The sequence below is a fragment of the Streptomyces lydicus genome (genome assembly GCF_004125265.1).
Taxonomy (GTDB): Bacteria; Actinomycetota; Actinomycetes; order Streptomycetales; family Streptomycetaceae; genus Streptomyces; species Streptomyces lydicus_C.
Map to the genome: position 1 here is coordinate 7209234 of NZ_RDTE01000003.1, position 23192 is coordinate 7232425.

Annotated in this window: 21 protein-coding genes, 1 tRNA gene and 1 pseudogene; 12 read left to right on the plus strand and 11 right to left on the minus strand. The window is 72.0% G+C overall.

From position 1 onward, the window contains the following. Nucleotides 1-11: 11 nt before the first annotated feature. Nucleotides 12-827: pseudogene (locus D9V36_RS34225) on the plus strand (cytochrome P450); the annotation flags it as partial. Nucleotides 828-1313: 486 nt separating this feature from the next. Then, nucleotides 1314-2933, plus strand: coding sequence for an ABC-F family ATP-binding cassette domain-containing protein (locus D9V36_RS34230; protein ID WP_129298884.1), 1620 nt, complete (start codon nucleotides 1314-1316; stop codon nucleotides 2931-2933). Nucleotides 2934-3139: 206 nt separating this feature from the next. Here the strand turns inward: D9V36_RS34230 and D9V36_RS34235 are convergent, their stop codons facing one another. The 7 genes from D9V36_RS34235 to D9V36_RS34265 all read right to left on the minus strand — a co-directional run bounded on the left by D9V36_RS34235 (nucleotide 3140) and on the right by D9V36_RS34265 (nucleotide 8159). Beyond that, nucleotides 3140-3814, minus strand: coding sequence for an HAD family hydrolase (locus tag D9V36_RS34235; protein ID WP_129297179.1), 675 nt, complete (start codon nucleotides 3812-3814; stop codon nucleotides 3140-3142). A gap of 141 nt (nucleotides 3815-3955) precedes the next feature. Continuing rightward, complete coding sequence (locus D9V36_RS34240; protein WP_129297180.1) at nucleotides 3956-4897, minus strand: pseudouridine synthase; 942 nt, start codon at nucleotides 4895-4897, stop codon at nucleotides 3956-3958. 142 nt (nucleotides 4898-5039) lie between these two features. Continuing rightward, nucleotides 5040-5570, minus strand: a complete 531-nt coding sequence (locus tag D9V36_RS34245) for an SUKH-4 family immunity protein (RefSeq protein WP_129297181.1) — start codon at nucleotides 5568-5570, stop codon at nucleotides 5040-5042. Between the two features lie 66 nt (nucleotides 5571-5636). After that, complete coding sequence (locus D9V36_RS34250; RefSeq protein WP_241721142.1) at nucleotides 5637-6188, minus strand: hypothetical protein; 552 nt, start codon at nucleotides 6186-6188, stop codon at nucleotides 5637-5639. After that, the gene (locus tag D9V36_RS34255; RefSeq protein ID WP_129297182.1) at nucleotides 6181-6990 is read right to left on the minus strand and encodes a hypothetical protein; all 810 of its coding nucleotides are present in this window, start codon (nucleotides 6988-6990) and stop codon (nucleotides 6181-6183) included. The genes D9V36_RS34250 and D9V36_RS34255 overlap by 8 nt, the downstream gene beginning before the upstream one ends. Beyond that, a complete protein-coding gene (locus D9V36_RS34260) occupies nucleotides 6987-7673 on the minus strand; it encodes a hypothetical protein (protein ID WP_129297183.1) in 687 nt (228 codons plus the stop codon). Before D9V36_RS34260 ends, D9V36_RS34255 begins: the two co-directional genes overlap by 4 nt. 398 nt (nucleotides 7674-8071) lie before the next feature. Next, nucleotides 8072-8159 (minus strand) — tRNA-Leu (locus D9V36_RS34265). Nucleotides 8160-8465: 306 nt separating this feature from the next. Between D9V36_RS34265 and D9V36_RS34270 the strand changes: the two genes are divergently transcribed. The 3 genes from D9V36_RS34270 (at nucleotide 8466) to D9V36_RS34280 (ending at nucleotide 11107) form a co-directional block, all read left to right on the plus strand. After that, nucleotides 8466-9791: a M20/M25/M40 family metallo-hydrolase gene (locus D9V36_RS34270; protein WP_129297184.1), complete on the plus strand. Its 1326-nt coding sequence runs from the start codon at nucleotides 8466-8468 to the stop codon at nucleotides 9789-9791. 142 nt (nucleotides 9792-9933) lie between these two features. Continuing rightward, complete coding sequence (locus tag D9V36_RS34275) at nucleotides 9934-10167, plus strand: chaplin (protein WP_129297185.1); 234 nt, start codon at nucleotides 9934-9936, stop codon at nucleotides 10165-10167. 172 nt (nucleotides 10168-10339) lie between these two features. Beyond that, on the plus strand, nucleotides 10340-11107 hold the full coding sequence (locus D9V36_RS34280) for a chaplin (RefSeq protein WP_129297186.1): 768 nt from the start codon (nucleotides 10340-10342) through the stop codon (nucleotides 11105-11107). A gap of 85 nt (nucleotides 11108-11192) precedes the next feature. Here D9V36_RS34280 and D9V36_RS34285 read toward each other — a convergent pair whose 3' ends face one another. Next, nucleotides 11193-11381, minus strand: coding sequence for a DUF5703 family protein (locus D9V36_RS34285; RefSeq protein ID WP_006607658.1), 189 nt, complete (start codon nucleotides 11379-11381; stop codon nucleotides 11193-11195). A 47-nt stretch (nucleotides 11382-11428) separates the two neighbouring features. On the opposite strand from D9V36_RS34285, the gene D9V36_RS34290 reads away from it, so the two are divergent. Further along, nucleotides 11429-12103 (plus strand): hypothetical protein, encoded by a 675-nt coding sequence (locus D9V36_RS34290; protein WP_129297187.1) that lies wholly within the window; start codon nucleotides 11429-11431, stop codon nucleotides 12101-12103. 208 nt (nucleotides 12104-12311) lie between these two features. Here the strand turns inward: D9V36_RS34290 and D9V36_RS34295 are convergent, their stop codons facing one another. Both D9V36_RS34295 and D9V36_RS34300 read right to left on the minus strand, forming a co-directional pair. Then, entirely contained in the window at nucleotides 12312-15143 is a 2832-nt protein-coding gene (locus D9V36_RS34295) for a helix-hairpin-helix domain-containing protein (protein ID WP_241721143.1), read from the minus strand. Beyond that, nucleotides 15140-16123, minus strand: coding sequence for an aldo/keto reductase (locus D9V36_RS34300; protein ID WP_129297188.1), 984 nt, complete (start codon nucleotides 16121-16123; stop codon nucleotides 15140-15142). The genes D9V36_RS34295 and D9V36_RS34300 overlap by 4 nt, the downstream gene beginning before the upstream one ends. Nucleotides 16124-16250: 127 nt before the next feature. Here D9V36_RS34300 and D9V36_RS34305 point away from each other — a divergent pair, with 127 nt between their 5' ends. Together D9V36_RS34305 and D9V36_RS34310 are read left to right on the plus strand one after the other, a co-directional pair. Further along, nucleotides 16251-17306 carry an LLM class F420-dependent oxidoreductase gene (locus tag D9V36_RS34305; RefSeq protein WP_129297189.1) on the plus strand — a complete coding sequence of 352 codons (1056 nt, stop codon included), beginning with the start codon at nucleotides 16251-16253 and terminating at the stop codon, nucleotides 17304-17306. 314 nt (nucleotides 17307-17620) lie between these two features. Continuing rightward, entirely contained in the window at nucleotides 17621-18409 is a 789-nt protein-coding gene (locus D9V36_RS34310) for a ferritin-like domain-containing protein (RefSeq protein WP_129297190.1), read from the plus strand. A gap of 54 nt (nucleotides 18410-18463) precedes the next feature. Here D9V36_RS34310 and corA read toward each other — a convergent pair whose 3' ends face one another. Next, the gene (corA, locus tag D9V36_RS34315; RefSeq protein ID WP_129297191.1) at nucleotides 18464-19456 is read right to left on the minus strand and encodes a magnesium/cobalt transporter CorA; all 993 of its coding nucleotides are present in this window, start codon (nucleotides 19454-19456) and stop codon (nucleotides 18464-18466) included. 59 nt (nucleotides 19457-19515) lie between these two features. Here corA and D9V36_RS34320 point away from each other — a divergent pair, with 59 nt between their 5' ends. The 4 genes from D9V36_RS34320 to mshC all read left to right on the plus strand — a co-directional run bounded on the left by D9V36_RS34320 (nucleotide 19516) and on the right by mshC (nucleotide 23177). Then, on the plus strand, nucleotides 19516-20214 hold the full coding sequence (locus D9V36_RS34320) for a histidine phosphatase family protein (RefSeq protein WP_129297192.1): 699 nt from the start codon (nucleotides 19516-19518) through the stop codon (nucleotides 20212-20214). A 120-nt stretch (nucleotides 20215-20334) separates the two neighbouring features. After that, nucleotides 20335-20925 carry a DUF3090 domain-containing protein gene (locus tag D9V36_RS34325; RefSeq protein WP_129297193.1) on the plus strand — a complete coding sequence of 197 codons (591 nt, stop codon included), beginning with the start codon at nucleotides 20335-20337 and terminating at the stop codon, nucleotides 20923-20925. Beyond that, on the plus strand, nucleotides 20889-21815 hold the full coding sequence (locus D9V36_RS34330; RefSeq protein ID WP_129297194.1) for an SCO1664 family protein: 927 nt from the start codon (nucleotides 20889-20891) through the stop codon (nucleotides 21813-21815). The genes D9V36_RS34325 and D9V36_RS34330 overlap by 37 nt, the downstream gene beginning before the upstream one ends. Nucleotides 21816-21947: 132 nt before the next feature. After that, the gene (gene mshC, locus D9V36_RS34335) at nucleotides 21948-23177 is read left to right on the plus strand and encodes a cysteine--1-D-myo-inosityl 2-amino-2-deoxy-alpha-D-glucopyranoside ligase (RefSeq protein ID WP_129297195.1); all 1230 of its coding nucleotides are present in this window, start codon (nucleotides 21948-21950) and stop codon (nucleotides 23175-23177) included. Nucleotides 23178-23192 lie beyond the last annotated feature (15 nt).

The following is a 23192-nucleotide window of genomic DNA, read 5'->3' on the forward strand; positions in this document are numbered from 1 at the left end:
GGAGAAACCCGGTTCCGCGCGAATGGCCCACCCCCGTGAACCTGCGGGCCCGGGCCGCCACCGACGAGCTGAACGCCCTGTGCGACCGCATCATCGCGGACCGCAGGGCGGCGCGCGGGACGGCCACGGAGGCGGCGGACGAGAGGGATGAGAGGGGCGAGAGGGACGCAGGGGACGACCTGCTGTCCCTCCTGGCCGCCGCCGGCAACGACGAGGACGGCTCCCTCGACGCGACCGAGGTCCGCGAACAGGTCCTGATCTTCCTACTGGCCGGACACGAAACCACCGCGACCTCCCTCGCGTTCACCCTCCACCTCCTCGCCCGGCACCCCGAGGAGCAGCAAAGAGTGCGCGAGGAGATCGACCGGGTGTTGGGCGAGCGCACCCCCACGGCCGCCGACCTGGACCGTCTGCCGTATCTGACCCAGGCGCTGAAGGAGTCCATGCGGCTGTATCCGGCGGCACCGGTCGTCAGCCGCCGGGCCGTGGCCGCCACGGAGATCGGCGGCTACCGCATCCCGGCCGGTGCCGATGTGCTCGTCGCGCCCTGGGTCACCCACCGCAGCCCGGAGCTGTGGGAGGACCCGGAACGCTTCGATCCGCGGCGCTTCGCACCCGAGCGGGAGGCGGAACGGCACCGCTACGCCTGGTTCCCGTTCGGCGGCGGGCCGCGCGCCTGCATCGGGCAGCACTTCTCGATGCTGGAGTCCGTGCTGGCGCTGGCCGTGCTGCTGCGGACGTACGAACTCGAAGCCGTGGACCAGGAGGTGCCGGTCGCTGCCGGAATCACCCTCCAGGCCACCGGCCCGGCCCGGGTGTGCCTGCGCCGGCGCGACGGAGCCGAGGAGTACGGGCAGCAGGAGACCGAGACCCGGGGACGCCGCACGCACAGCGGAAAGCCGCACGCACCAGCGGAAAGTCACACGCACACCGGAATGCCGTACGCACACCGGAAAGGCGAACGCGACCACAAGCGCACCCACCAACCCCGCACCCACCACCCCAACCACAAACGCTACGAAAATAGCGTTTGCATTTCGGCGGCGTCCCCCTTATCGTCAATCCCGGTCCCATTGCCGCCGATCGGAGAAGGCCGTTGCTCGTCTGAGGTCCTGAGGCACCGCGCCCGCGACGGTGATCCGCCCTGCGCTTCCGGTATCCGGAGCGGCGGTTCATGCCTCGCGCGGCCCGTCCGCGACCTCGGCGTACGTACGGCGTACCCGACGCACCCGGCGTTTTGACGACGCGCCGACGGTGCGGTGTCTCCAGCGCATTCCCCACACCCCCTTCGCGCCCAGGAGACCCCTGTGTCCATGCCACCCACCTCCGCGAACTCCGCGGCCATCGTCTGCACCGGCCTCGGCTTCAGCTGGCCCGACGGCAGCCCCGTCCTGGAAAATCTCCCGCTGGCCGTCGGCCCCGGCCGTACGGGCCTCATCGGCTCCAACGGGGCCGGAAAGTCCACCCTGTTGAAGCTGATCGCGGGCGACCTCTCGCCGACGGCCGGCAGCGTCAAGGTGGCCGGCGAGGTCGGCTACCTCCCGCAGCACGCCCCGCTCGACACACACCTGAGGGTCGACGAAGCGCTCGGCATCGCCGCCGCACGCGCCGCCCTGCACGCCATCGAGGGCGGCGACCCGAGCGAGGAGCACTTCACCGCCATCGGCGACGACTGGGACGTCGAGGAACGCGCCCGCGCCACCCTCGACCAGCTCGGGCTGCCCGGCCTCGACCTCGACCGCACCATCGGCGAGGTGTCCGGCGGCGAGGGTGTCCTGCTGCGGCTGGCGGCCCTGCTGCTGCGCCGGCCGGACGTCCTGCTGCTCGACGAGCCCACCAACAACCTCGACGGACCGGCCCGGCAGCGGCTGTACGACGCGGTCACCGGCTGGTCCGGCGTGCTCGTCGTGGTCAGCCACGACCGTGAACTCCTCGAACTCGTCGACCGGATCGCCGATCTCCGCGACGGGGAGATCCACTGGTACGGCGGCAACTTCAGCGCCTACGAACACGCCCTGGCCGTCGAACAGGAAGCGGCCGAGCGGACGGTGCGGGCCGCCGAGGCCGACGTGCAGCGCCAGAAACGCGAACTGGCCGACGCGCAGATCAAATTGGCCCGCAGAGTGCGCTACGGCAACAAGATGAACGCCAACAAGCGCGAGCCGAAGATCGTCATGAACGAGCGCAAGAGGGAGGCCCAGGTATCCGCGGGCAAGCACCGCACCCTGCACACCGAACGCCTCAAGGAGGCCAGGGAACGCCTCGACGAGGCGGCCGAGGCGGTCCGGGAGGACGACGAGATCCGCATCGACCTGCCGCATACCGCCGTACCGCCGGGCCGCACGGTGCTCACCCTGCACGCCCTGCGCACCCGTTTCGGCGCCCGCGCCGAGCTGGAGGTACGCGGCCCCGAACGCCTCGCGCTGACCGGCCGCAACGGCTCCGGCAAGACCACCCTGCTGAGGACCCTCGCCGGGGAGATCCCCCCACAGGAGGGCGCCGCACAGACCCATGTCCCCTTCCGCTTCCTGCCGCAGCGGCTGGACGTCCTCGACCCCGCGCTGACCGTGGCCGAGAACGTCGCCCGCTTCGCCCCGGACGCCACCAACAACCGCATCCGGGCCCGGCTCGCCCGCTTCCTGTTCAAGGGCGCACGGGCCGACCAGCAGGCCGGCACGCTCTCCGGCGGCGAACGCTTCCGCGCCTCGCTCGCCGCGCTGATGCTGGCCGAGCCGGCCCCCCAGCTGCTGCTGCTCGACGAACCGACCAACAACCTCGACCTCGCGTCGGTCCGCCGGCTGGTCACGGCCCTGGAGTCCTACGAGGGCGCGCTTCTCGTCGTCAGCCACGACCCGGCGTTCCTGAGGGACATCGGGATCACGCGCCGGCTCGTCCTGGAGGACGGTGAACTGACCGACATCGCAACCCTGTAGACGGAACGGAACGGAACGGAACGGAACGGAACGGGGCGGGGCGGGGGAGACGTCCCCCGCCCCGCCCCCCATCGACGGCTCCCGTCCGCGTCAGTCCCGCACCCGCCCGGCGCCGTCATGGCACACGAACACACAGGACACCCCGGGCCCCGCCACCGTCACCTCTCCCACCTCTCCCACCTTTCCCCCTTCCCCCCTTCCCGGACTCAGAAGTGCCGCAGCAGGTCACCGAACGCCGACAGTCGCAGCACCTTCTCGTCGGCGGGGTCGAGCTCCCCGTGCTCCAGGACCCAGGTGTGGTCGTGCGGGATGAACACCGCGTTCAGGCCCGCGGAACGGGCCGGCAGGATGTCCGACCTGGGGGAGTTCCCGATCATCCACGCCGAGCCCGGCTCCAGGTCGTAGGCGCGGGTCAGCTCCTCGTACGTGGCGGTGTTCTTCTCCGCCACGATGTGGACGCCGCGGAAGTGCCGGGTCAGCCCGGAGGCCGTGATCTTCCGCTGCTGCTCCTCGGTGTCGCCCTTCGTCAGCAGCAGAAGATCGTGCCGCCGGGCGAGTTCGGCCAGGGTCTCGGCGACGCCGGGAATCAGCTCCACGCGGTCCCCGTCGAAGGCCGCGGCCCACCCGGAGATCCGCGCCGCCTCCTCTGCCGTGGCGGCCCGGCCCCGCAGCCGCGCCACGCACTCGCCGAGGCTGTGCAGGAACACCTTGCTGCCGTATCCGAGGGTCACCGCGTTCGCCGCCTCGATCCCGTCGAGCACGGCCCGCACCCCGGCCCGGTCGAGTCCGGGGTGGGCCATCCACTCCAGGAACTCGTCGATGACCCGCTCGAAGACCACGTTGTTCTCCCACAACGTGTCATCCGCGTCGAAAATCAGCATGCGCCCGCCAGTCCCTCTCCCGCACCCACTCCACCGACCGGCGCACCTTAGGCACACCCGGCGGCCGCCCGCACCGCAAATTCCCCGAGGCTCGTCGCCGGCCCGAACGCGGCGATGCGGCGCCCACCTCCCGTCCGGCGGTCAGGCCACCGGGGCCGGGTCCCAGGCCGCCAGCCGCCGCCCGCTCTCGAACCGCCGCGCCCTGCCGTCCACCGGATCGGTGAACTCCAGCACCTTCGCCAACAGTTGGAGCGGTGCGCCGAAGTCGTCCGGGGCCGGGTCCCCGACCACCGGATAGACCGGATCGTGGAGGATCGGCAGCCCGAGGCCGTTCATATGGACCCGCAGCTGATGGGTACGGCCGGTCGCGGGCAGCAGCCGGTACCGGCCCAGCCCGCCCCGCCGCTCCACCAGCTCGATCCGGCTCTCCGCGTTGACCGCGCCGGCCTCCTCGCGCGCGGCCATCACCCCGCGCTCCTTCACGATCCGGCTGCGCACCGTCACCGGCAGCGCCACCGCCTCGTCGTACGGCGCCACCGCCTCGTACTCCTTGCGCACCCGCCGCCCGCCGAACAGGCCCTGGTACGCGCCCCGGTCCTCGGGCCGTACGACGAACAGCGCCAGCCCCGCCGTGAGCCGGTCGAGCCGGTGCGCGGGCTGCAGTGCGGGCAGCTCCAGCTCGCGCCGCAGCCGGGCCAGCGCGGTCTCGGTGATGTGCCGCCCGCGCGGCGTCGTGGCGAGGAAGTGCGGTTTGTCGGCGATCACGATCCGCTCGTCGCGGTGGACGATCCGCACCCCGAACGGCACCGGCACCTCCGGCGCGAAGTCCCGGTGGAACCAGATATACCGTCCGGGCTCGTACGGCTCCGCCCCGCTCAGCGCACCGCCGGTCCCGACGAACCGCCCCGCACCCAGCATCGCGTCCACCCGCTGCGCCCCGATCGCCCCCTGGAACCGGTCGACCAGATGCTCCCGTACCGTCCCCCACGCCCCGTCCGGATCGGCGGGCAGCCGCACCCGTACGGGATCGATGCCGTCGCGCTGGGGGAGCGGGGCGGGAGGAACCGGCGATCTGCGTCTCACCCGGCAAGAGAACCCCAGCCGGGCCGGCAACGCAAAACCCCGGCCGTGGCGCCGGCGGACCCGCAGCCACGAAAGCCGAACCACCGGCACCAGCCAGTCGATGTCCGCGCCGCGACCGCGCTCCGTCCGTCCGCCGCGGGACTCAGCCGACTTGCTCGAAGACCATCGACCACCAGCTGTCCGGCTGCGCGAACGCGTACCTGTCGCGGGCCTGGAGGTACTCCACGAGCTTGTCCGTGTACGGGCCTCGGTCCTGCGGTGCGGTGTGCTCCAGGTGCTTGGTGCGCAGCGCGAAGCGGTACAGGAACTCGACCAGGTCGGCGAGGGTCCGGTTCACGATCTCGGCCCGTGGCTCCGCATCGATGGACATGAGGATGACGTAGCCGCGCTCCATATCGAGGCAGTACCGCATCGCGGGGTCGTCGGTCGGCCCGCCCAGCACGAGGATGCGGGTCTCCTCACCGCCCGCAGTCACCGGCACCACGGTGAAGGGGTCGGGGCCCTCGTCGGCGGTGTCGAGGGTGAACAGGACGTCGACGAAGACCGGCACACCGACGTCGCACAGCACCTCGGCGTCGGCCTCGGACAGTCCGTGCTCCTCGGCGACGGAACGGTCCAGCGTGACTACGTGGTCCGCGCCGAACAGCTCCGTCATCTCGTCATGCGTGGCCATGCGTCCTCTACTTCCCCTTCGTCTTGCGTCCGGCTGAGTCCGGCCCTTTCCGGCCGCGCCGGCGGTTCAGCCGGCGAGACCGGCCCGTCGCAGCAGCTTCAGCCAGTCGTCGTACCCCACCAAGTCGTCGGCGATCGACGCGAGCCGTGCGTACTCCTCAGTGGCCAGCCGCTCCAGGAAGAACGCCTCCAGCCCGGGCGCGAGCTGCTCAAAGCGCTCCGCGTCGACCCACTCGCGGTGCTCGTCCGGAATGCCGAGGACGCCGCCGCCCGCCCGGTCGAGAAAGACCGGCGTTTCATGGATCATCCCGACGCAGAACAGCTTCTCCGGGGACAGCTCCAGCGGTGAGTCGACCACCGGCCCGCAGTAGAACTGGTGCTCTTCGGCTTCTTCCAGGCCGAAGAGCTGTACGGACGGCCCGCAGCTCGCGCCGTCCAGCACCCGGCAGAAGTCCAGAAACTCCCGCGGCACCCCGTCGGCCTCCGCGTCGGCCGCGGTCTCCTCGTCAATCGTCCCGCCGAGCGTGAACCGGAGCAGGTCCGTGCTCTCCGCCAGCGCCGTCCGCAGGGCGTCCACCGTTGCGATCAGACGGGACGATCCCGGGTTCGCGCTAGTCATCTGGCCACCACTTGATGTCGATGTTGATCGGATTGCCATCCGGAAGATTCTTGATCTGCGGGCGTATCTGCTGCGTGCCGATGTCGAAGTTCGTCGTCCGGTCGAGCATCCGCAGGTTACGCCACGCGTCCGGTCCACCGGTCTGGAGCTCGTTGACGTGGTCGGGTTGCATTTTACGGGCGGCCCCCGCAGCCTCCTCGGCGAACTCCGGGTCGTCCTTGTGGTTCCTGCGGATCAGTGCTTCCAGCGCGCCCTTGTACTGCTTGGTGATCTCCTTGTCGCGGTAGTCCTCGGTTTTGCCCTTGAACTTGAAGAGTTTCCCCTCCCCTCCGAGCCGCTGCAGCGCCGTCGCCTTCCGCTCGAAGGCCGGCTTGGGCATGCCGGGCTTCCACTCCAGGGTGACCGTGTGCGGACCCTTCGTCGGGTCCGGCCGGTCCTTGCCGATCCCGCCGCTGTCGCGGACTCCGTCCTGGGCACGGGAGCGGTTGACGATGTTGTTCAGCATCGTCTCGATGCTCTTGTCGTTGCGCGCGTGGTTGTCGCCCATGGCCCGCACGCCCTTGGACACATCGTGCAGGTGCTTGTGCAACTGGTCCTCAGCCTTCTCGATGGCCTGGAGGATCTTTTCCGCCCCGCCCCCGACGGCCGCCGCCATGGTGCCGCGGCCCCGTGTCCTGTCCAGCCCGGCGCGACTGCGGCGCAGGTGGGGGCGGGCGCCGGACTCGTGCTCGTCGGCTTGGGAGGTGATCCGATCTGCCAGCCGGTCGTGCAGGTCCTTGTCGTTGCGCACGGTGTCGCTCATGTGCCGCCTCCCCGCCCGGTGAGCGTCCCGCCGGCGGTGTCCAGGCCGTCGGAAAAGCCCTCGCCGCCTGCGCGCAGGGTCTTCCCGGGGCTGTAACCGTCCTGCAGACCGACGGCGTTGGCGCCTACCTGGATGACGAGGTCGGCGGCCATGCCGCCGAGTGCGGAGAAGACCGGGCCGGTAACGACGGCCATCAGCTCCTCGACGAGAAGGTGCTCCGCCTCCTTCAACAGCCGCCGGACGATGACGCGCGTGGCCTGGGTGGCGCCGAGCGCGCCGACCTCGGAGAGCCCGAGCGTGAACGGTGCAGCGGCCTGGGCGGCGATGATCTCCGCAGCGAGGATGGCCAGCTGGGCGATGGCCGCCACCTTGGCGCCGGCCACCGCGACGGCCGCGCCGTCCAGGGCCATCGCACCGAGACCGGCCGCCTCTGCGAGGCGTTCCAGATGGGTGCCGCTGACCTTGCCCCAGTGCTTCTCGAAGGCCGCGGTGGCCAGGCCCTCGTTGCCGTCCACGAACTCGCGGACGACGCCCTCCGTCGCGTCCTTGCCGTCCCGCACTTGAGAGGCGAAGGAGCGCAGGCTGTCGGCCATGTCGCGATAGTCGTCCTCGTCAACGTTGGGCCACTCAACGCCGATGAGGTCCAGCACCCAGGCCGCCTCGTCGGGCAGCACGACTCCCATCCCCGTTCCCCCTCCGCCTTGGCAGGACCACTCCGGGTCACCTCTGCGAAGGCCGGACTTTACTACGAATGCGGGGGGTACCCAAGCCGTCCGACTGTCCGGTTTGAAGCTGTGACCTGTGGAAACGACCCGGACAGCGCTAAGCGCGACTGTTCTGGCATTCCGGCTGCAGACGGCTCTAACGGGCACTGGCCGTTACCCAGAACCTTTACCCGGACATGCTCTGATCGCGGAGGCAGACGTGACTGCGACGTGATCACCACGGCGCCGCCGCCTCGCCAAGCCGGCCGCAGGGCCCGAAGACCCCCATGAACGACGAATTACCGGTGATCCCTAAGGATTCACCGGTAACTCATGAACGGGGCAGGGACGATCTCGTGAACGTCTCCGACCATCGATGGTGTCCGAGGGGGGACTTGAACCCCCACGCCCGATAAAGGGCACTAGCACCTCAAGCTAGCGCGTCTGCCATTCCGCCACCCGGACAAGGTGTCTGCCGGTGCGGCCTGGGCCGTTCCGACGTGGAAAACAATAGCAAACGTTCGCGGGTGCTCGATCACCCCCGCATTCGGCCGGAAGCGGGGCTGTGACCAGCGCATGTCGGGAGTATTGCGGCCTTGGGCACAGCGGGCGACGGGTGGAGGATGGCAGTGGACCCCGCCGTGGGCCGTGCCCTCGAGGTGCGTGACGCGGCCGTGAAGCCTAAGGAGGCACCGTGAGTCAGCTCCGCGAGCGAACCATGGAGAGGTGGGAGCCCCGCGCATGCGGGGCCGGGCGAAGCGAGGGCGCGGCATGAGCCAGTCGCAGTCGGGACGCGCGGTGACCGGTGAGGACGAGGTCGTCGACCTGTGCCGGGATCTGATCAGGATGGACACCAGCAACTACGGCGACCACTCGGGCCCGGGGGAGCGGGTCGCCGCCGAGTACGTCGCGGAGAAGCTCGCCGAGGTCGGCCTGGAGCCGCAGATCTTCGAGTCCCACAAGGGCCGCGCCTCGACCGTCGCCCGGATCGAGGGCGAGGACCGCTCGCGGCCGGGGCTGCTCATCCACGGGCACACCGACGTCGTCCCGGCCAACGCCGAGGACTGGACCCACCACCCGTTCTCCGGGGAGATCGCCGACGGGTGCGTCTGGGGCCGGGGCGCGGTCGACATGAAGGACATGGACGCCATGACGCTGGCCGTCGTCCGTGACCGGCTGCGCACCGGGCGCAAGCCCCCGCGCGACATCGTGCTGGCGTTCCTCGCGGACGAGGAGGCGGGCGGCACCTACGGCGCGCGCTACCTCGTCGACCACCACCCGCACCTTTTCGAGGGCGTCACGGAGGCGATCAGCGAGGTCGGCGGCTTCTCCTTCACCGTCAACGAGCAGGTGCGGCTCTACCTCATCGAGACGGCCCAGAAGGGCATGCACTGGATGAAGCTGACGGTGGACGGCAACGCCGGTCACGGGTCGATGATCCACAAGGACAACGCGATCACCGAACTGTCCGAGGCCGTCGGCCGGTTGGGCCGTCACGAGTTCCCGGTGCGGGTGACCAAGACGCTGCGCTCCTTCCTCGACCAGCTCGGGGACGCACTGGGCACCGAGCTCGACCCCGAGGACATGGACGCCACGCTGGCCAAGCTCGGCGGCATCGCCAAGCTGATCGGCGCCTCGCTCAAGAACACCGCCAACCCGACGCAGCTGGGCGCCGGCTACAAGGTCAACGTCATCCCGGGGCAGGCCACCGCCCATGTCGACGGCCGTTTCCTGCCGGGCTACGAGGAGGAGTTCCTGGCCGACCTGGACCGGCTCCTGGGCCCGCGGGTGAAGCGGGAGGACGTCCACGCGGACAAGGCGCTGGAGACCACCTTCGACGGCGCGCTGGTCGACGCGATGCAGTCGGCGCTGCAGGCCGAGGACCCGATCGCGCGCGCCGTGCCGTACATGCTCTCCGCCGGTACGGACGCCAAGTCCTTCGACGATCTCGGGATCCGCGGATTCGGCTTCGCCCCGCTGAAGCTGCCGCCGGAGCTGGACTTCGCCGGGATGTTCCACGGTGTGGACGAGCGGGTGCCGGTGGACGGACTGAAGTTCGGGGTGCGGGTGCTCGACCGGTTCATCGAACAGAGCTGAATTCGGCGCGGATTTCCTGCCGTTCGCGCCGGCTTCGCTGAAAAGGGTGAACCCGCCGATGTGTTCGTAGCTTCAACAGCATTTTTCTCGTTGCAGTGAGTGCGGTCCGCGGCTGGGATCGTATTGCCTACAAGGAGGAATAATGATCAAGAAGGTCGTCGCCGCTGCGGCAGTGGCCGGTGGTGTCGTGCTCGCCGGTGCGGGCCTGGCCGTTGCTGACTCGGGTGCCCAGGGTGCTGCCCTGAACTCCCCCGGTGTGGTGTCCGGTAACACCATCCAGGTTCCGGTGCACGTTCCGGTGAACGCCTGTGGCAACACGGTCTCCGTGATCGGGCTGCTGAACCCCGCGTTCGGCGCGGGCTGCGTCAACAAGTGACCTTCTGGCGTCCTTTGGCGTTGTATTTGCACCCGGTAAGGGTCTGACTCGGTCCGGCTCCGGAAGGCGCATCACGCATTCCGGAGCCGCTGGGTTTCGGCGGGCCGGTGGATTCTCCCGAGGATCCTCACCAGTCCGTATTCCTGTAAGGCACTAGGCAGGGGAACAACCTATGAGACAGGTCGCACGAAAGGGCCTGATCACCATGGCGGCCGCCAGTGGCGTACTCGCCATGGCCGCCGGCTATGCACAGGCCGACGCGGGAGCCGCCGGAGGCGCGGCGAACTCGCCCGGCGTGGGATCCGGCAACAATGTTCAGGTACCGGTGCACGTACCGGTGAACGCCTGTGGCAACACCGTCAATGTCGTCGGGCTGCTGAACCCGGCGTTCGGCAACCACTGCGCCAACGTCGGCGGTGGTCGGCACGTCGGCGGACACCAGGGTGGCCACCAGGGCGGTGCGAACGCTGCGGGCGGGGCGTCGAACTCGCCCGGTGTGGCGTCGGGCAACAGTGTCCAGGCTCCGGTCGACGTACCGGTGAACGCCTGTGGCAACAACGTCTCGGCGGCCGGGCTGCTGAACCCGGCGTTCGGCAACCACTGCGCCAACGGGTCGACGCCGGCCCCGGGCCGGCCGCACCACCCGGGCAAGCCCCACCAGCCCGGTACGCCGCACCACCCGGGCAAGCCGCACCACCCCGGTAAGCCCCACCACCCGGGCACGCCCCATCAGCCGGGCAAGCCCAGCCAGCAGTCGCCGCACACGCCGGGGACGAAGCCGCAGACCGGGGGGCACAGCCAGATCGTGACGCCCCCCAAGCCCGTCGGTCACCTCGCGCAGACGGGTGCCGGAGGGGTCGGCTACGCGATTCCGGCCAGCGCCGGACTGCTGCTCGGGGGCGCCTTGATCTACCGCAAGGCGCGCGCCGTCCGCCGGTGAGCAGCACGACATAGCGCACCGGCGCTCCATGGAGCGGGCCCTGCCCAGCGGGGCCCGCTCTGCCGTGCTCAGGCGCCGGTGGCGCTCACCATGTGGCACGGAGCTGGCGGATGATCCGGCGGCGCAGCCGCACCTTGCGGCTCCCGTCCGGGTTCAGGCGCAGTCGGTCCAACTCCCAGTGTCCGTACTCGGCATGGTCGGTCAGCAGGCGAGTGGCGGCCTTCCGGGACACTCCCCGGGGCACGTACACATCACAGAATTCGTATTCCGGCATCGCATCTATTGTGCGGGACCGGCCCCGGTACGGATAGCGTCTGCACTATGTCTGATGCTGCGCAGCCTTCCGCTGCCGAGGTACGTGCCGCCGCCGAGGCGGTCAAAGCCGCGCTGGACCGTCACCTCGACGCGGTCGAACGCCGCTCGGGGCAGGACGATCCGGCCGTCTACGCCGCGTTCGACGAGCTCGCCGCGGCGGCAGAGGTCTATGACGAGCTGCTGTACGACACCTACGACGAGGTCACCCCCTTCGAGATCCCCGGGAGCGACGCGCTGCCCGCCTACGCGGGCCCGGAGGAGCCGAGTGCGCTGAGTGTGCTGATCCGGCGCGACTACACCGTCGCCGAACCGCAGCGGCTGCTGCACCAGGCCCAGCGCGTCGCCGACCTCGATCCGGACGCCGCCGATGAGGCGGCGGGCAGCGGCGCCGACGCCGCCGCGGTCGTCGGTACCAGCGTGCATGCGGCGCTGGGCGTGCTCTTCGGGGAGTTCGAGCCGGACGAGATCGCCTCCCGGCACAAGGAATTCGGCCTGGAGGAGGGGGACTCCACCCTGTGGGTGGCGGCAGCCGACGATCCGGCCGAGCCGGGGGAGTGGCTGTCCGCGCCGTTCGATCAGGCGGACCCCCAGCGGGTGGTGTGCCGCTTCGATGTCAGCGCGGTCTTCGACGAGGAACTGGGCGACGACGACGATCTGGACGCGCCCGACCGCGGACGGTGAGGCGGGTGTGGTGGCGGGCCCTGGCTCCGCCACCACACCCGCTTCCGCAAGCCGCCGCCCCGGCTCCGCCAAAGCGTCCTGATCCGCGCACACCGACCGCTGCCCGGTCCGTCGGCCGCTGCCCCGGTCCGTCGGCAGGAGGCTGCTGAAGGGCCGGGGCGGCGGCTTGCGGGGCGTGCGGTGACGGAAGCGGCCGCGCGCTATCCGGTCAGTCGGCCGCCGGCGGCTCCTCGGTGCTCTGGACGCTGTCCCGCAGCAGGGTGCGCAGCCGGGTGGTGCGTTCCTTGACGGGTACCTCGGCGACGGCGCGGGGCAGCGCCTGGTCGACGCCCTGGACGACCGACAGATGGCGCTCGCCGCGGCTGAAGGCGGTGTAGACCCAGGCGCGGGTCAGGCCGCCGGCGGCGTCCCCGGGCAGCACGACCACCGCGGCGGGCCAGCGCATCCCGGCCGCCTGGTGCGCGGTGAGCGCCCAGCCGTGGCGTACGGCTCCGGTGCCGACCTGTTCGCGGGGTACCACGGCCGCGGTGCCGTCGCAGTCGAGATGCAGCCCGGACGCGTCCGCGCCGGTGACGGTGCCGGGCACCGTGCGGCCGGGCGTGGGGGCGTAGGCCACCCGGTCGCCGGGGTCGAAACCGCCGAAGCGGCCGGGGCCCGGATTGAGCCGTTCCTTGAGGGCGGCGTTGAGCGCGCGGGTGCCGGCCGCGCCGCCGTGGCCGACGGTGATGACCTGGGTCTGCTCCGCGGGGACACCGAGCGCCCGGGGCACGGAGTCGGCGACCAGCTGGACGGTGCGGTGCACCGCCTCTCCGGCATCCCGCGCCGGGACGATCACCACCTCCTTGCCGGGCGCCTCGACCTGGCTCAGTTCGCCGATGCCGATGCCCGACACCAGCTCGCCGATCGGGCCGAAGTCCGGGGTGCGGGAGGCGACCTGAGGGCAGAAGCGGGACGCGAGCAGATCGGCGAACAGCCGGCCGGGACCGGCGGACCACAGCACCCCCGGGTCGCCGCTGAGCACCAGGCGGGTCCCGTCGGTCAGCGACTCGACGAGCAGCGCGGCGGTCTCCAGATCCAGCTGCGGGGCGTCCAGCACGACCAGCAGGTCGAGCGCCAGCGCGCCGTCGGCGTCGCGGCCGGGGCCCTGGCGGCCGGACAGCAGTCCGGACACGGTCACCGCGGTCGCGCCGGGGTCCCCGGACGCGCCGGCGGCCTCCGGGGTGCTCGCGGCGAGCTGGGCGGCCAGGCGCCGGCGGCCGTTCTCGGTGTGCGTGGCACCGAACGCCCGCAGGCCCAGCGAGCGGGCCGCGGCGATCAGCGCGGCGGGCTCCGCGCGGGCCGCCTCGGCACCGGTGTGCGCCACCAGGCCGCTGTGTGCGGCCGCGCGGACGAGCTCCGCGGCCGACGGCGACGGTGCGGCGGCCGCCGCGGCCTCCCAGGCGGCGGAGGAGGGGCGTACGGGCCGGGGGGTGGCGGTGTCGTCGGCTTCGGCCTCGGCCTCGGCGGGTGCACCGGTACCTCCGGCAGAGGGTGCCGGGGCGTCGGCACCCTCTGTGGCCGGGCTACGGTCGGCGTCCGCCGGCTCCGCAGCTGCCGGCTCGATGGTCGGCGGCTCTGCGGCTGCCGTTCCGTCGCGGGGCGCCCCGGTCTCCGCCGGGGCGTTGTGCTCAGGACCGGCCACCGCTTCGAAGGTGTTCAGCAGCCGGGCCAGGCCGTCGGCGATGCTCTCCTCGGCCATCGCGAACCGGTCCAGGCCGAGCAGGATCCGGACCGGCTGCTCTTCCTCCTCGTCGTCGCCCGTGGTGGGGCGTGCCCGGCCCGGCTCCTCGATCGCGTCCTGGAAGACCAGCACGGCACCGTCCGCGATGGCGGTCTGCAGGGCCTCGTCGGGGTCGGGCACCGAGCGCTGGGCGAGCGCGGCGCGCAGCGCGGAGGCCTCCAGGGCGGAGTGCCCCGCGACGGCGGCCTGTTCCAGCAGCCAGCCGACCAACGCCTGCGCGCGCCGCTCGTCGCCGGGGCCGCAGGCCGGGCCGAGCAGCGCCCGGGCGAAGCCGTCGGCCTGTTCGGGGCGCACCCCGGGCACACCGAGCAACTGCCAAGGGTCCTCGCTCAGTGCCTCGGCCGCCCGCTCCCCGAGCACTTCCGCGGCGGGCTCCGCCAGCGCCTGGGGCGCGCCGCCCGCCGTGAGGACCTGCCGTACGCCCTCGATGCCGGGGGCCGCGGCCACGGCGGGGCGGGGGGCAGGGGCCGGACCGGCCGGAGCCGGTGCGGCGGCCGGGCTCATGGCGCCGGTGTCCGTGACGGGGGCACCGGCCGGACCGCCGGCGCCGGATGCGGTGCCGGGCCGGGCGGCCTCCGGGGCGGAGCCGGGGGAGGCGCCCTGCTGCGGGGCGCGGCCGGCGGTGTCCGGGCGGTCCTCGCGGGGCCGGGCGGCGGGGGTGGTCTGCGGGGCGGGGCGGGGAGCGGGGCGGGGTGCGTCGTTGAAGAACGAAGCGGCCGTGCGCTCGCCGGTCTCCACCGCGCGCACCGCCGCGGCCAGCGCGTCCGCGGTCGCCTTGGCCGACGCGGGCGCCTTGCCCGACGAGGGCACCGCGGTCTCCCGCGCCGCACCGGAGTCAGGAGCCCGGTCCTCGGAGTCAGGAGCCCGGTCCTCGGAGCCGGGAGCCCGGTCCCCGGCTCCGGGAGCCGCGGGCGCCGGCCCGCTCACCGGAACCGTCGCGTCCGCGGCCCGTGCCGGGGGGCTTTCCGGCGCCGTCGTGTCCGTATCCGCTGCCGCCGAGCCGGAGTCCGGTGCTGCGGCCTGCTCCGGTGCCGTTGTGCCGGTGTCCGGTGCTGTGGCGTTCTCCGGAGCCGTAGCGTCCGGACCCGGCACCGTGGCGTCGTTCCCCGGTGCCATGGGGGCCTCCGACGCCGCGGGGTCCTCCGACGCCGCGGGGTCCTCCCGTGCCGCCGTGGGGTCGTCGGGTGTCTGGGCATCCGCAGTCCCGGGCGCGGCCTCCTGCTCGGGCGGGGTTTCGCCGGCGAGGCGGTCGGTACTCACAGCGTGCTCCAGTCGTGATCGGGGTAGTGGTGCACCGGAGCCGAAACATCGTCCAGCGCCCGGCGGATCTCGTCAGGAAGACTAAGGGTCTCCACTGACAATGCGGCTCTGAGCTGCGCTTCCGTGCGGGCGCCCAGGATCGGCGCGGTCACTCCGGGGCGGTCGCGGACCCAGGAGAGCGCGACCTGGAGCGGGGTGACGGCCAGTCCGTCGGCGGCGGTGGTGACCGCTTCGACGACCCGGCCCGCCGTCTCGTCGAGGTAGGGCGCGACGAACGGGGCCAGATGCTCCGAGGCGCCCCGCGAATCGGCCGGCGTCGCATGGCGGTACTTACCGGTCAGCACGCCCCGTCCGAGCGGCGACGACGGCAGCAGGCCCATACCGAGATCGAGCGCCGCCGGCAGCACCTCCCGCTCGACGCCGCGCTGGAGCAGGGAGTACTCCATCTGCACGCTCGCCAGCCGGTTGCGTACACCGGGCGCGGCCAGCTGCCAGGTGCCCGCCTTGGCGAGCTGCCAGCCGGAGAAGTTCGACAGCCCCACATAGCGCGCCCGGCCGCTGGTGACGGCGAGGTCGAGGGCCTGCAGGGTCTCCTCCAGCGGCGTGTGCGCATCGAAGGCGTGCAGCTGCCACAGGTCGACGTACTCGGTGCCCAGCCGTTCCAGGGAGGCGTCCAGCGCGGCGAGGAGATGGCGCCGGGAGCCGTCGACCCGACGGTCCGCCGCCAGGACGCTGCCGGCCTTGGTCGCGATGACCAGGTCCTCGCGCGCAACGAGCCCTTCCGTCAGCCGGCCCAGGAGGTATTCGGCGCCGCCGTCGGCGTAGATGTCGGCGGTGTCCACCAGAGTGCCGCCGGCCTCCCAGAACGCCTTGAGCTGGTCGGCGGCTTCCTGCTCGTCCGTGTCGCGGGCCCAGTTCAGGGTGCCGAGCCCGAGGCGGGACACGCGAAGGCCCGTACGGCCGAGGTGCCTTTGCTCCATGGGCCTTGAGATTACTGGCCGGGAGCCGGGAACAGGGGACCTGTGGACAACCTGCCGATGACGGCCGGCGGGGGCGCGCGCTACAGTCCCCGGAACAGCGACGTTACCGATCGGTAAGGGGAGCGGCATGAGGCTTGGCATCAACCTCGGCTACTGGGGCGCCGGGATGGACTCCGACAATCTCGCGGTGGCGCAGGAGGCCGACCGCCTGGGCTATGCCGTCTGCTGGGCGGCGGAGGCCTATGGCTCCGACGCCGCCACCGTGCTCTCCTGGGTCGCGGCCCAGACCGAGCGGATCGACATCGGTTCGGCGATCTTCCAGATCCCGGCGCGTACGCCCGCGATGACCGCGATGACGGCCGCCACCCTGGACTCCCTGTCCGGGGGCCGGTTCCGGCTGGGCCTCGGCGTCTCGGGGCCGCAGGTGTCCGAGGGCTGGTACGGCGTCAAGTTCGACAAGCCGCTGGCGCGCACCCGCGAGTACGTGGACATCGTCCGCAAGGCCATGTCGCGCGAGCGGCTGTCCTACGACGGCGAGCACTGGACGCTGCCGCTGCCCGGCGGCCCCGGCAAGCCGCTGAAGCTCACCGTCCACCCGCAGCGCGAGCACATCCCGCTCTACATCGCCGCGATCGGCCCGAAGAACCTCCGGCAGACCGGCGAGATCGCCGACGGCGCGCTGCTGATCTTCCCCTCCGCCGACCACCTGGAGGAGACCGCGATCTCGCACCTGAGGGCCGGCCGCGAGAAGGCGGGCAAGACCCTGGAGGGCTTCGACGTCTGCCCGACGCTGCCGCTGGCCGTCGGCGCGGACAAGGACGTCAGCGCGCTGGCCGATATGTTCCGTCCGTACACCGCCCTGTACGTCGGCGGTATGGGCAGCCCGAAGCAGAACTTCTACAACCAGCTCGCCCAGCGGATGGGGTACGAGAAGGAAGCCGCCGAGATCCAGGGGAAGTACCTGTCCGGCGACAAGGAGGGCGCCGCCGCCGCGGTCCCGGAGCGGCTGATCGACCAGACCACGCTGCTCGGCTCCGTCGAGCGGATCGCCGAGCGGATGCAGGCCTACGCGGCGGCCGGCGTGACCACGCTGACGCTGGCCCCGGCGGGCTTCACCCTGGAGGACCGCCTCGCCTCGCTGCGGGCCGGCACCGAGGCGCTGGAGCGGGCCGGCCTGGCGTAGGCGGCAGGCGCGGCAGGCGCCCGTACCGGCACCCGTGTCCGGAAGTCCCGCACCCGGCCCGGCGCACCCGGCCCGGCGAACCCGGCCCGGCGCCCGCAGCGCCGGGCGGTCGGCCCCGCGGCCGTGGCGGGGGCTCGGGGGATCTTCCCCGCCGCGGCCGTCAGCAGCACAACGCGGTGACCCGCGCCCGGGTTACGCCTGTCACCAGGACGGACATCGACCGGACGGCCGTACGGACCGGCCGTTCCGGTTGCCGCCCGCGGAACACGCCCTTTGACTTTTCCTACGGGTGTGTCCGTTCGGAGGTGGCGCAGATGATCTCGGCCCGAAGCCTGTTCCAGGAGATCGTCGACAATGACGACTCCTACCGCCTGTTCTGCTCCATCGCGGCCAGCGGAGAGGCACAGGGCGGCTGGGAGAACGGCCGGATCGCCGCCCTCGTGCCCGCCTCGCTGCGCGAGCTGGCGCCCAAGGTCACCCGGCACGGCGCGGACGAGGACAAGCACGGCCGGATCTTCCACGCCCTGCTGCGCAAGCGTGGCCTGACGCCCGCCGCGGTCCCCGCGGAGACCGACTACACCGCGCTGCTGGAGCGGCGGGGCATCGGCCTGGCGCACGACAAGCTGCGCCGCGACGAACCGCTCACCGAGCTCGACATCATCACCTACCTCGCGCACAGCCGGGTCACCGAACAGCGTGCCGCCGACCAGATGGTGATGCTCACCAAGTACTTCGGCGACCACCCCGAGGTGGGCAAGGCGATCCGGATGATCTCCCACGACGAGGACAACCACCTGGCGTACTGCCACGAGGAACTGCTGCGGCTGGCCCGCCTCGGCCACGGCCGGACCATCCAGCGGATCCTGCACGACTGCGCCCATGCCGAGAGCGTCATCTACCGGGACGTCAGCCTGGCCGTGATGGACCACATGGGCCGCATCCTGCGGTGGCCGAAGGCGAAGAACGGCGGGATCACCACCGGGATCCGGACGGTGTACGGCTATGAGCGGCTGGGCGGCTGGCGGCGGATGGTCAGCCTCCGGATGCCCGAGCGCCGGAACGCGCTGGGCGGCCCGGCCACCTCGGCGCCGGAGTTCGCCTGAGCCCTGCGGGGCGCCCGGCCGCCCGGACCGCCCCCGTCACGGCCTGCCCCGTCGTCACAGCCAGCCGCGGCGTTTGAACAGCCGGTAGAGCGAGACCTCGATGACGACCATCACCAGCAGGATCGCCGGATAGCCCAGGTGCCACTTCAGCTCCGGCATGTCATCGAAGTTCATGCCGTAGATGCCGGCGATCAGGGTCGGTACGGCCGCCAGCGCCGCCCAGGCCGAGATCTTGCGCATGTCGTCGTTCTGCCGGACGCCCATCTGCGCCAGATGCGCGGCGAGGATGTCCGAGAGCAGCCGGTCCAGGCCCTCCACCGACTCGTTGGCGCGGGTGAGGTGGTCGTCGACGTCGCGGAAGAACGGCCGGGCGTGGTCGTGCACATACGGCACGCCGGCGTTCTGCAGCAGGGTCATCGGCGCGGCCAGGGGCCCGGTCGCCCGCCGGAACTCCAGCACCTCGCGCTTGAAGGCGTAGATCTCGGCCGCGGTGTTCTTGGTGTCCCGGCGTACCGGAGCGAACACCTCCGCCTCCAACTCCTCCAGATCCAGCTGGAGTTCGGAGGCCACGTCGATGTAGTGGTCGACCACCGCGTCGCAGACCGCGTACAGCACCGCGCCCGGGCCGTGCCGCAGGATCTCCGGGTGCTCCTCCAGCCGTCGGCGCACCGCCGCCAGCGGGCTGGCCTCGCCGTGCCGGACGGTGACCACGAATGCCTCGCCCAGGAAGACCATCACCTCCGACGCGGTCACCGTGGCGGCCGTGTCGTCGTAGGTGATGGGCTTCAGCACCATGAACAGCGAGTCGTCGTAGACCTCCAGCTTGGGCCGCTGATGCGCCTTGAGCGCGTCCTCGACGGCCAGCGGGTGCAGCCCGAATTCGCTGCTGACGAGATCGAACTCCCGCTCCGTCGGCTCGTGCATCCCCAGCCACAGGAAGGCGTCGCCCTTGGCCCGGGCCTCCTCCAGCGCGCGGGAGAAGTCGGTCGCGCACTCGGCGCGGCGGCCGTCCCGGTAGATGGCGCAGTCCACGATCACACCTGGCATTCTCGCTCGTCACGCCGCCGCCTGCCAGGATCACGGACCGGGAACGTAGGGTGGCGCCCATGCCCACGCTGATCCTGGTGCGGCACGGCCGCTCCACCGCCAACACCGCCGGAGTGCTCGCCGGACGGACCCCCGGTGTCGCCCTCGACGAGCACGGCGCCGCCCAGGCCGCCGGGCTGCCCGCCCGGCTGTCCCAGGTGCCGCTGACCGCCGTCGTCTCCAGCCCGTTGCAGCGCTGCCGGGAGACCGTGGCGCCGCTGCTGGAGGCCCGGCCGTGGCTCACGCCGCACGTCGAGGACCGGATCAGCGAATGCGACTACGGCGAGTGGTCGGGCCGCAAACTCGCCGAACTGGCCGACGAGCCGCTGATGGAGATCGTCCAGCAGCACCCCTCGGCGGCCGCCTTCCCCGGCGGTGAGTCGATGCGCGCGATGCAGGCCAGGGCGGTGGACGCGGTGCGCGACTGGAACGCCCGGATCGAGGAGGCGCACGGCCCCGAGGCGGTGTACACCATGTGCTCGCACGGCGACCTCATCAAATCCCTGGTCGCCGACGCCCTGGGCATGCACCTCGACCTCTTCCAGCGGATCTCCGTCGAGCCGTGTTCGGTCACCGCGATCCGCTACACCCGGCTGCGCCCCTACCTCGTACGGCTCGGGGACACCGGCGACTTCGGATCGCTCGTGCCCCGGGCGGACGGCGGCGGCGCGGCGGCAGACCGGGACGCGGCCGTCGGCGGTGGTGCGGGAGCAGCGTGATCAGTCGGCGCAGTAGGGTGGTGCGACGGCGCTGCCCGCCACGCCCCTGCGATCCGCGCAGTGACCGCAGGACGTGCAGCGACCGCAGTGACCCCGCAGTCGAGCAATCGGAGCAGGACGTTGTCCCGTCAGGTGTTCTTCTACGACGCGCCGGACCGCTTCGTGGCCGGTACGGTCGGGCTGCCTGGCCGCCGTAGCTTCTACCTCCAGGCCACCGCCTCCGGCCGCACCACCAGCGTCGCCCTGGAGAAGACCCAGGTCGCGGCGCTCGCCGAGCGGATCGACGAGCTGCTGGACGAGGTCGTGCGGCGCAGCGGCGGCAACGCCCCGGTGCCCGCCGTCTCGCCCACCGAGCTGGCCGACTCCGCCCCGCTGGAATCGCCCGTCGAGGAAGAGTTCCGGGTCGGCACGATGGCGCTCGCCTGGGACGGCGAGGACGAGCGGATGATCGTCGAGGCACAGGCCCTGGTCGAGCTGGAGGCGGACAGCGACGAGGACCTCGCCGACGCGGAGGAACGGCTGCTCCAGGACGACGAGAACGGCCCGCCGATGCTGCGGGTACGCCTCACCGGAACCATGGCCAGGGCGTTCGCCAAGCGGGCGCTCGAAGTGGTCAACGCCGGCCGCCCGCCGTGCCCGCTGTGCAGCCTGCCGCTCGACCCGGAGGGACACGTATGCCCGCGCCAGAACGGATACCGGCGGGACGCCTGAGCGCCGTGCCCGTCGAACCTGCCGGGCAGACCGTGCCGCTGCCCGGCCCCGTCGCCCCCCAGGACCCGCCGCCGGCCGCGCCGGACGCCGGGGACCGTCCTGACGCCCTGTTCACCGACGGCGAGCTGACCGTACGCGGCCGCATCCAGGAGGCGTCCAACGCCGTCCTCTACTGCACGGTCGCGCAGGACGGCCAGAGCGCCGCCTGTGTCTACAAGCCGGTCGCCGGTGAGCGGCCGCTGTGGGACTTCCCCGACGGCACCCTCGCCCAGCGCGAGGTCGCCGCGTACGAGATCTCCCGTGCCTGTGGCTGGGACCTCATCCCGGTGACGGTGCTGCGCGACGGCCCCTACGGCACCGGCATGGTCCAGCAGTGGATCGATCCGCCGGAGAGCAGCGACGAGGTGCCCGAGCTGCTGGCCCTGGTGGAGGACGAGGAGCCGGGGCCCGGCTGGAAGGCGGTCGGCCTCGCGCAGGTCGGCGAGGGGCGCACCGCGCTGCTGGTGCACGCCGACCATCCACGGCTGCGGCGGCTCGCGGTGCTCGACGCCGTGATCAACAACGGTGACCGCAAGGGCGGCCACCTGCTGCCCGGCGACGGCGGAGAGTTCTTCGCCATCGACCACGGCGTCACGTTCCACGCCGAGGACAAGCTGCGCACCCTGCTGTGGGGGTGGGCGGGGGAGCCGCTGACCGACGAGGCGCTGGAGGTGCTGCGGGGCCTCCAGGAGGCACTGGAGGACGCCGGGCCGCTCGCCGCCCGACTGGCCGAACTGATCACGGATGACGAGATCGCGGCGCTGCGGGCGCGGGTGGCGGGGCTGCTGCGCAGCGGCCGGCACCCGGAGCCGAGCGGCGAATGGCCCGCCATCCCCTGGCCGCCGGTCTGAGATTCCGCCGTGGGCGGGGCGGGACACTGCCCGATCCGCTTGCATGTTCGGCCACTGAACGCAAGACCGCCTTTCCGGCCAGACCTCTGATCCCGTTCGTAGACGGAACATCCGTCCGGTTAGGCTCATGGCATGCATGCATGGCCCGCTTCTGAGGTCCCCGCCCTGCCCGGTCAGGGCCGCGACCTGAGGATCCACGACACCGCGACCGGCGGACGGGTGACCCTCGCCCCCGGTCCCGTCGCCCGTATCTATGTCTGCGGCATCACGCCGTACGACGCCACCCACATGGGGCACGCGGCGACCTACAACGCGTTCGACCTGGTTCAGCGCGTGTGGCTCGACACGAAGCGCCAGGTTCACTACGTGCAGAACGTCACCGATGTCGACGATCCGCTGCTGGAGCGGGCCGTCGCCACCGGTGTCGACTGGACGGCGCTCGCCGAGCGCGAGACCAGCCTCTTCCGCGAGGACATGACGGCCCTGCGGATGCTGCCGCCCCGCCACTACATAGGCGCCGTCGAGGCGATACCCGGCATCGTCCCGCTGGTCGAGCGGCTGCGCGAGGCCGGCGCCGCCTACGACCTGGACGGCGACGTCTACTTCTCCGTGGCGGCCGACCCGCACTTCGGCGAGGTCTCCGGGCTGGACGCCGAGGCGATGCGGCTGCTGTCCGCGGAGCGCGGCGGCGACCCCGAGCGCGAAGGCAAGAAGAACCCGCTCGACCCGATGCTGTGGATGGCCGCCCGTGACGGCGAGCCGAGCTGGGACGGCGGCTCGCTGGGCCGCGGCCGGCCCGGCTGGCACATCGAGTGTGTCGCCATCGCTCTGGACCTCCTCGGCATGGGCTTCGACATCCAGGGCGGCGGCTCCGACCTAGCCTTCCCGCACCACGAGATGGGCGCCTCGCACGCCCAGGCGCTCACCGGCGAGCACCCCTTCGCCAAGGCGTATGTGCACGCCGGGATGGTGGGCCTGCACGGCGAGAAGATGTCCAAGTCCAAGGGCAACCTCGTCTTCGTCTCGAAGGTGCGGCGCGACGGCACCGACCCGGCCGCGATCCGGCTGGCGCTGCTCGCGCACCACTACCGCGCCGACTGGGAGTGGACCGACGCGGTGCTGGAGCAGGCCGTGGAGCGGCTGGCGCGCTGGCGTGCCGCGGTCTCCCGTCCCGACGGCCCGTCCGCCGACGCTCTCCTGGAGGAGATGCGTACGGCGCTGGCCGACGATCTCGACTCCCCGGCGGCCCTCGCGGCCGTGGACCGCTGGGCCGCGGCGCAGGAGTCCGGTGGCGGCAGCGACGAGGGCGCACCCGGCCTCGTCTCCCGCGCGGTCGACGCACTGCTCGGCGTGGCCCTGTAACCACCCGCCGCACCC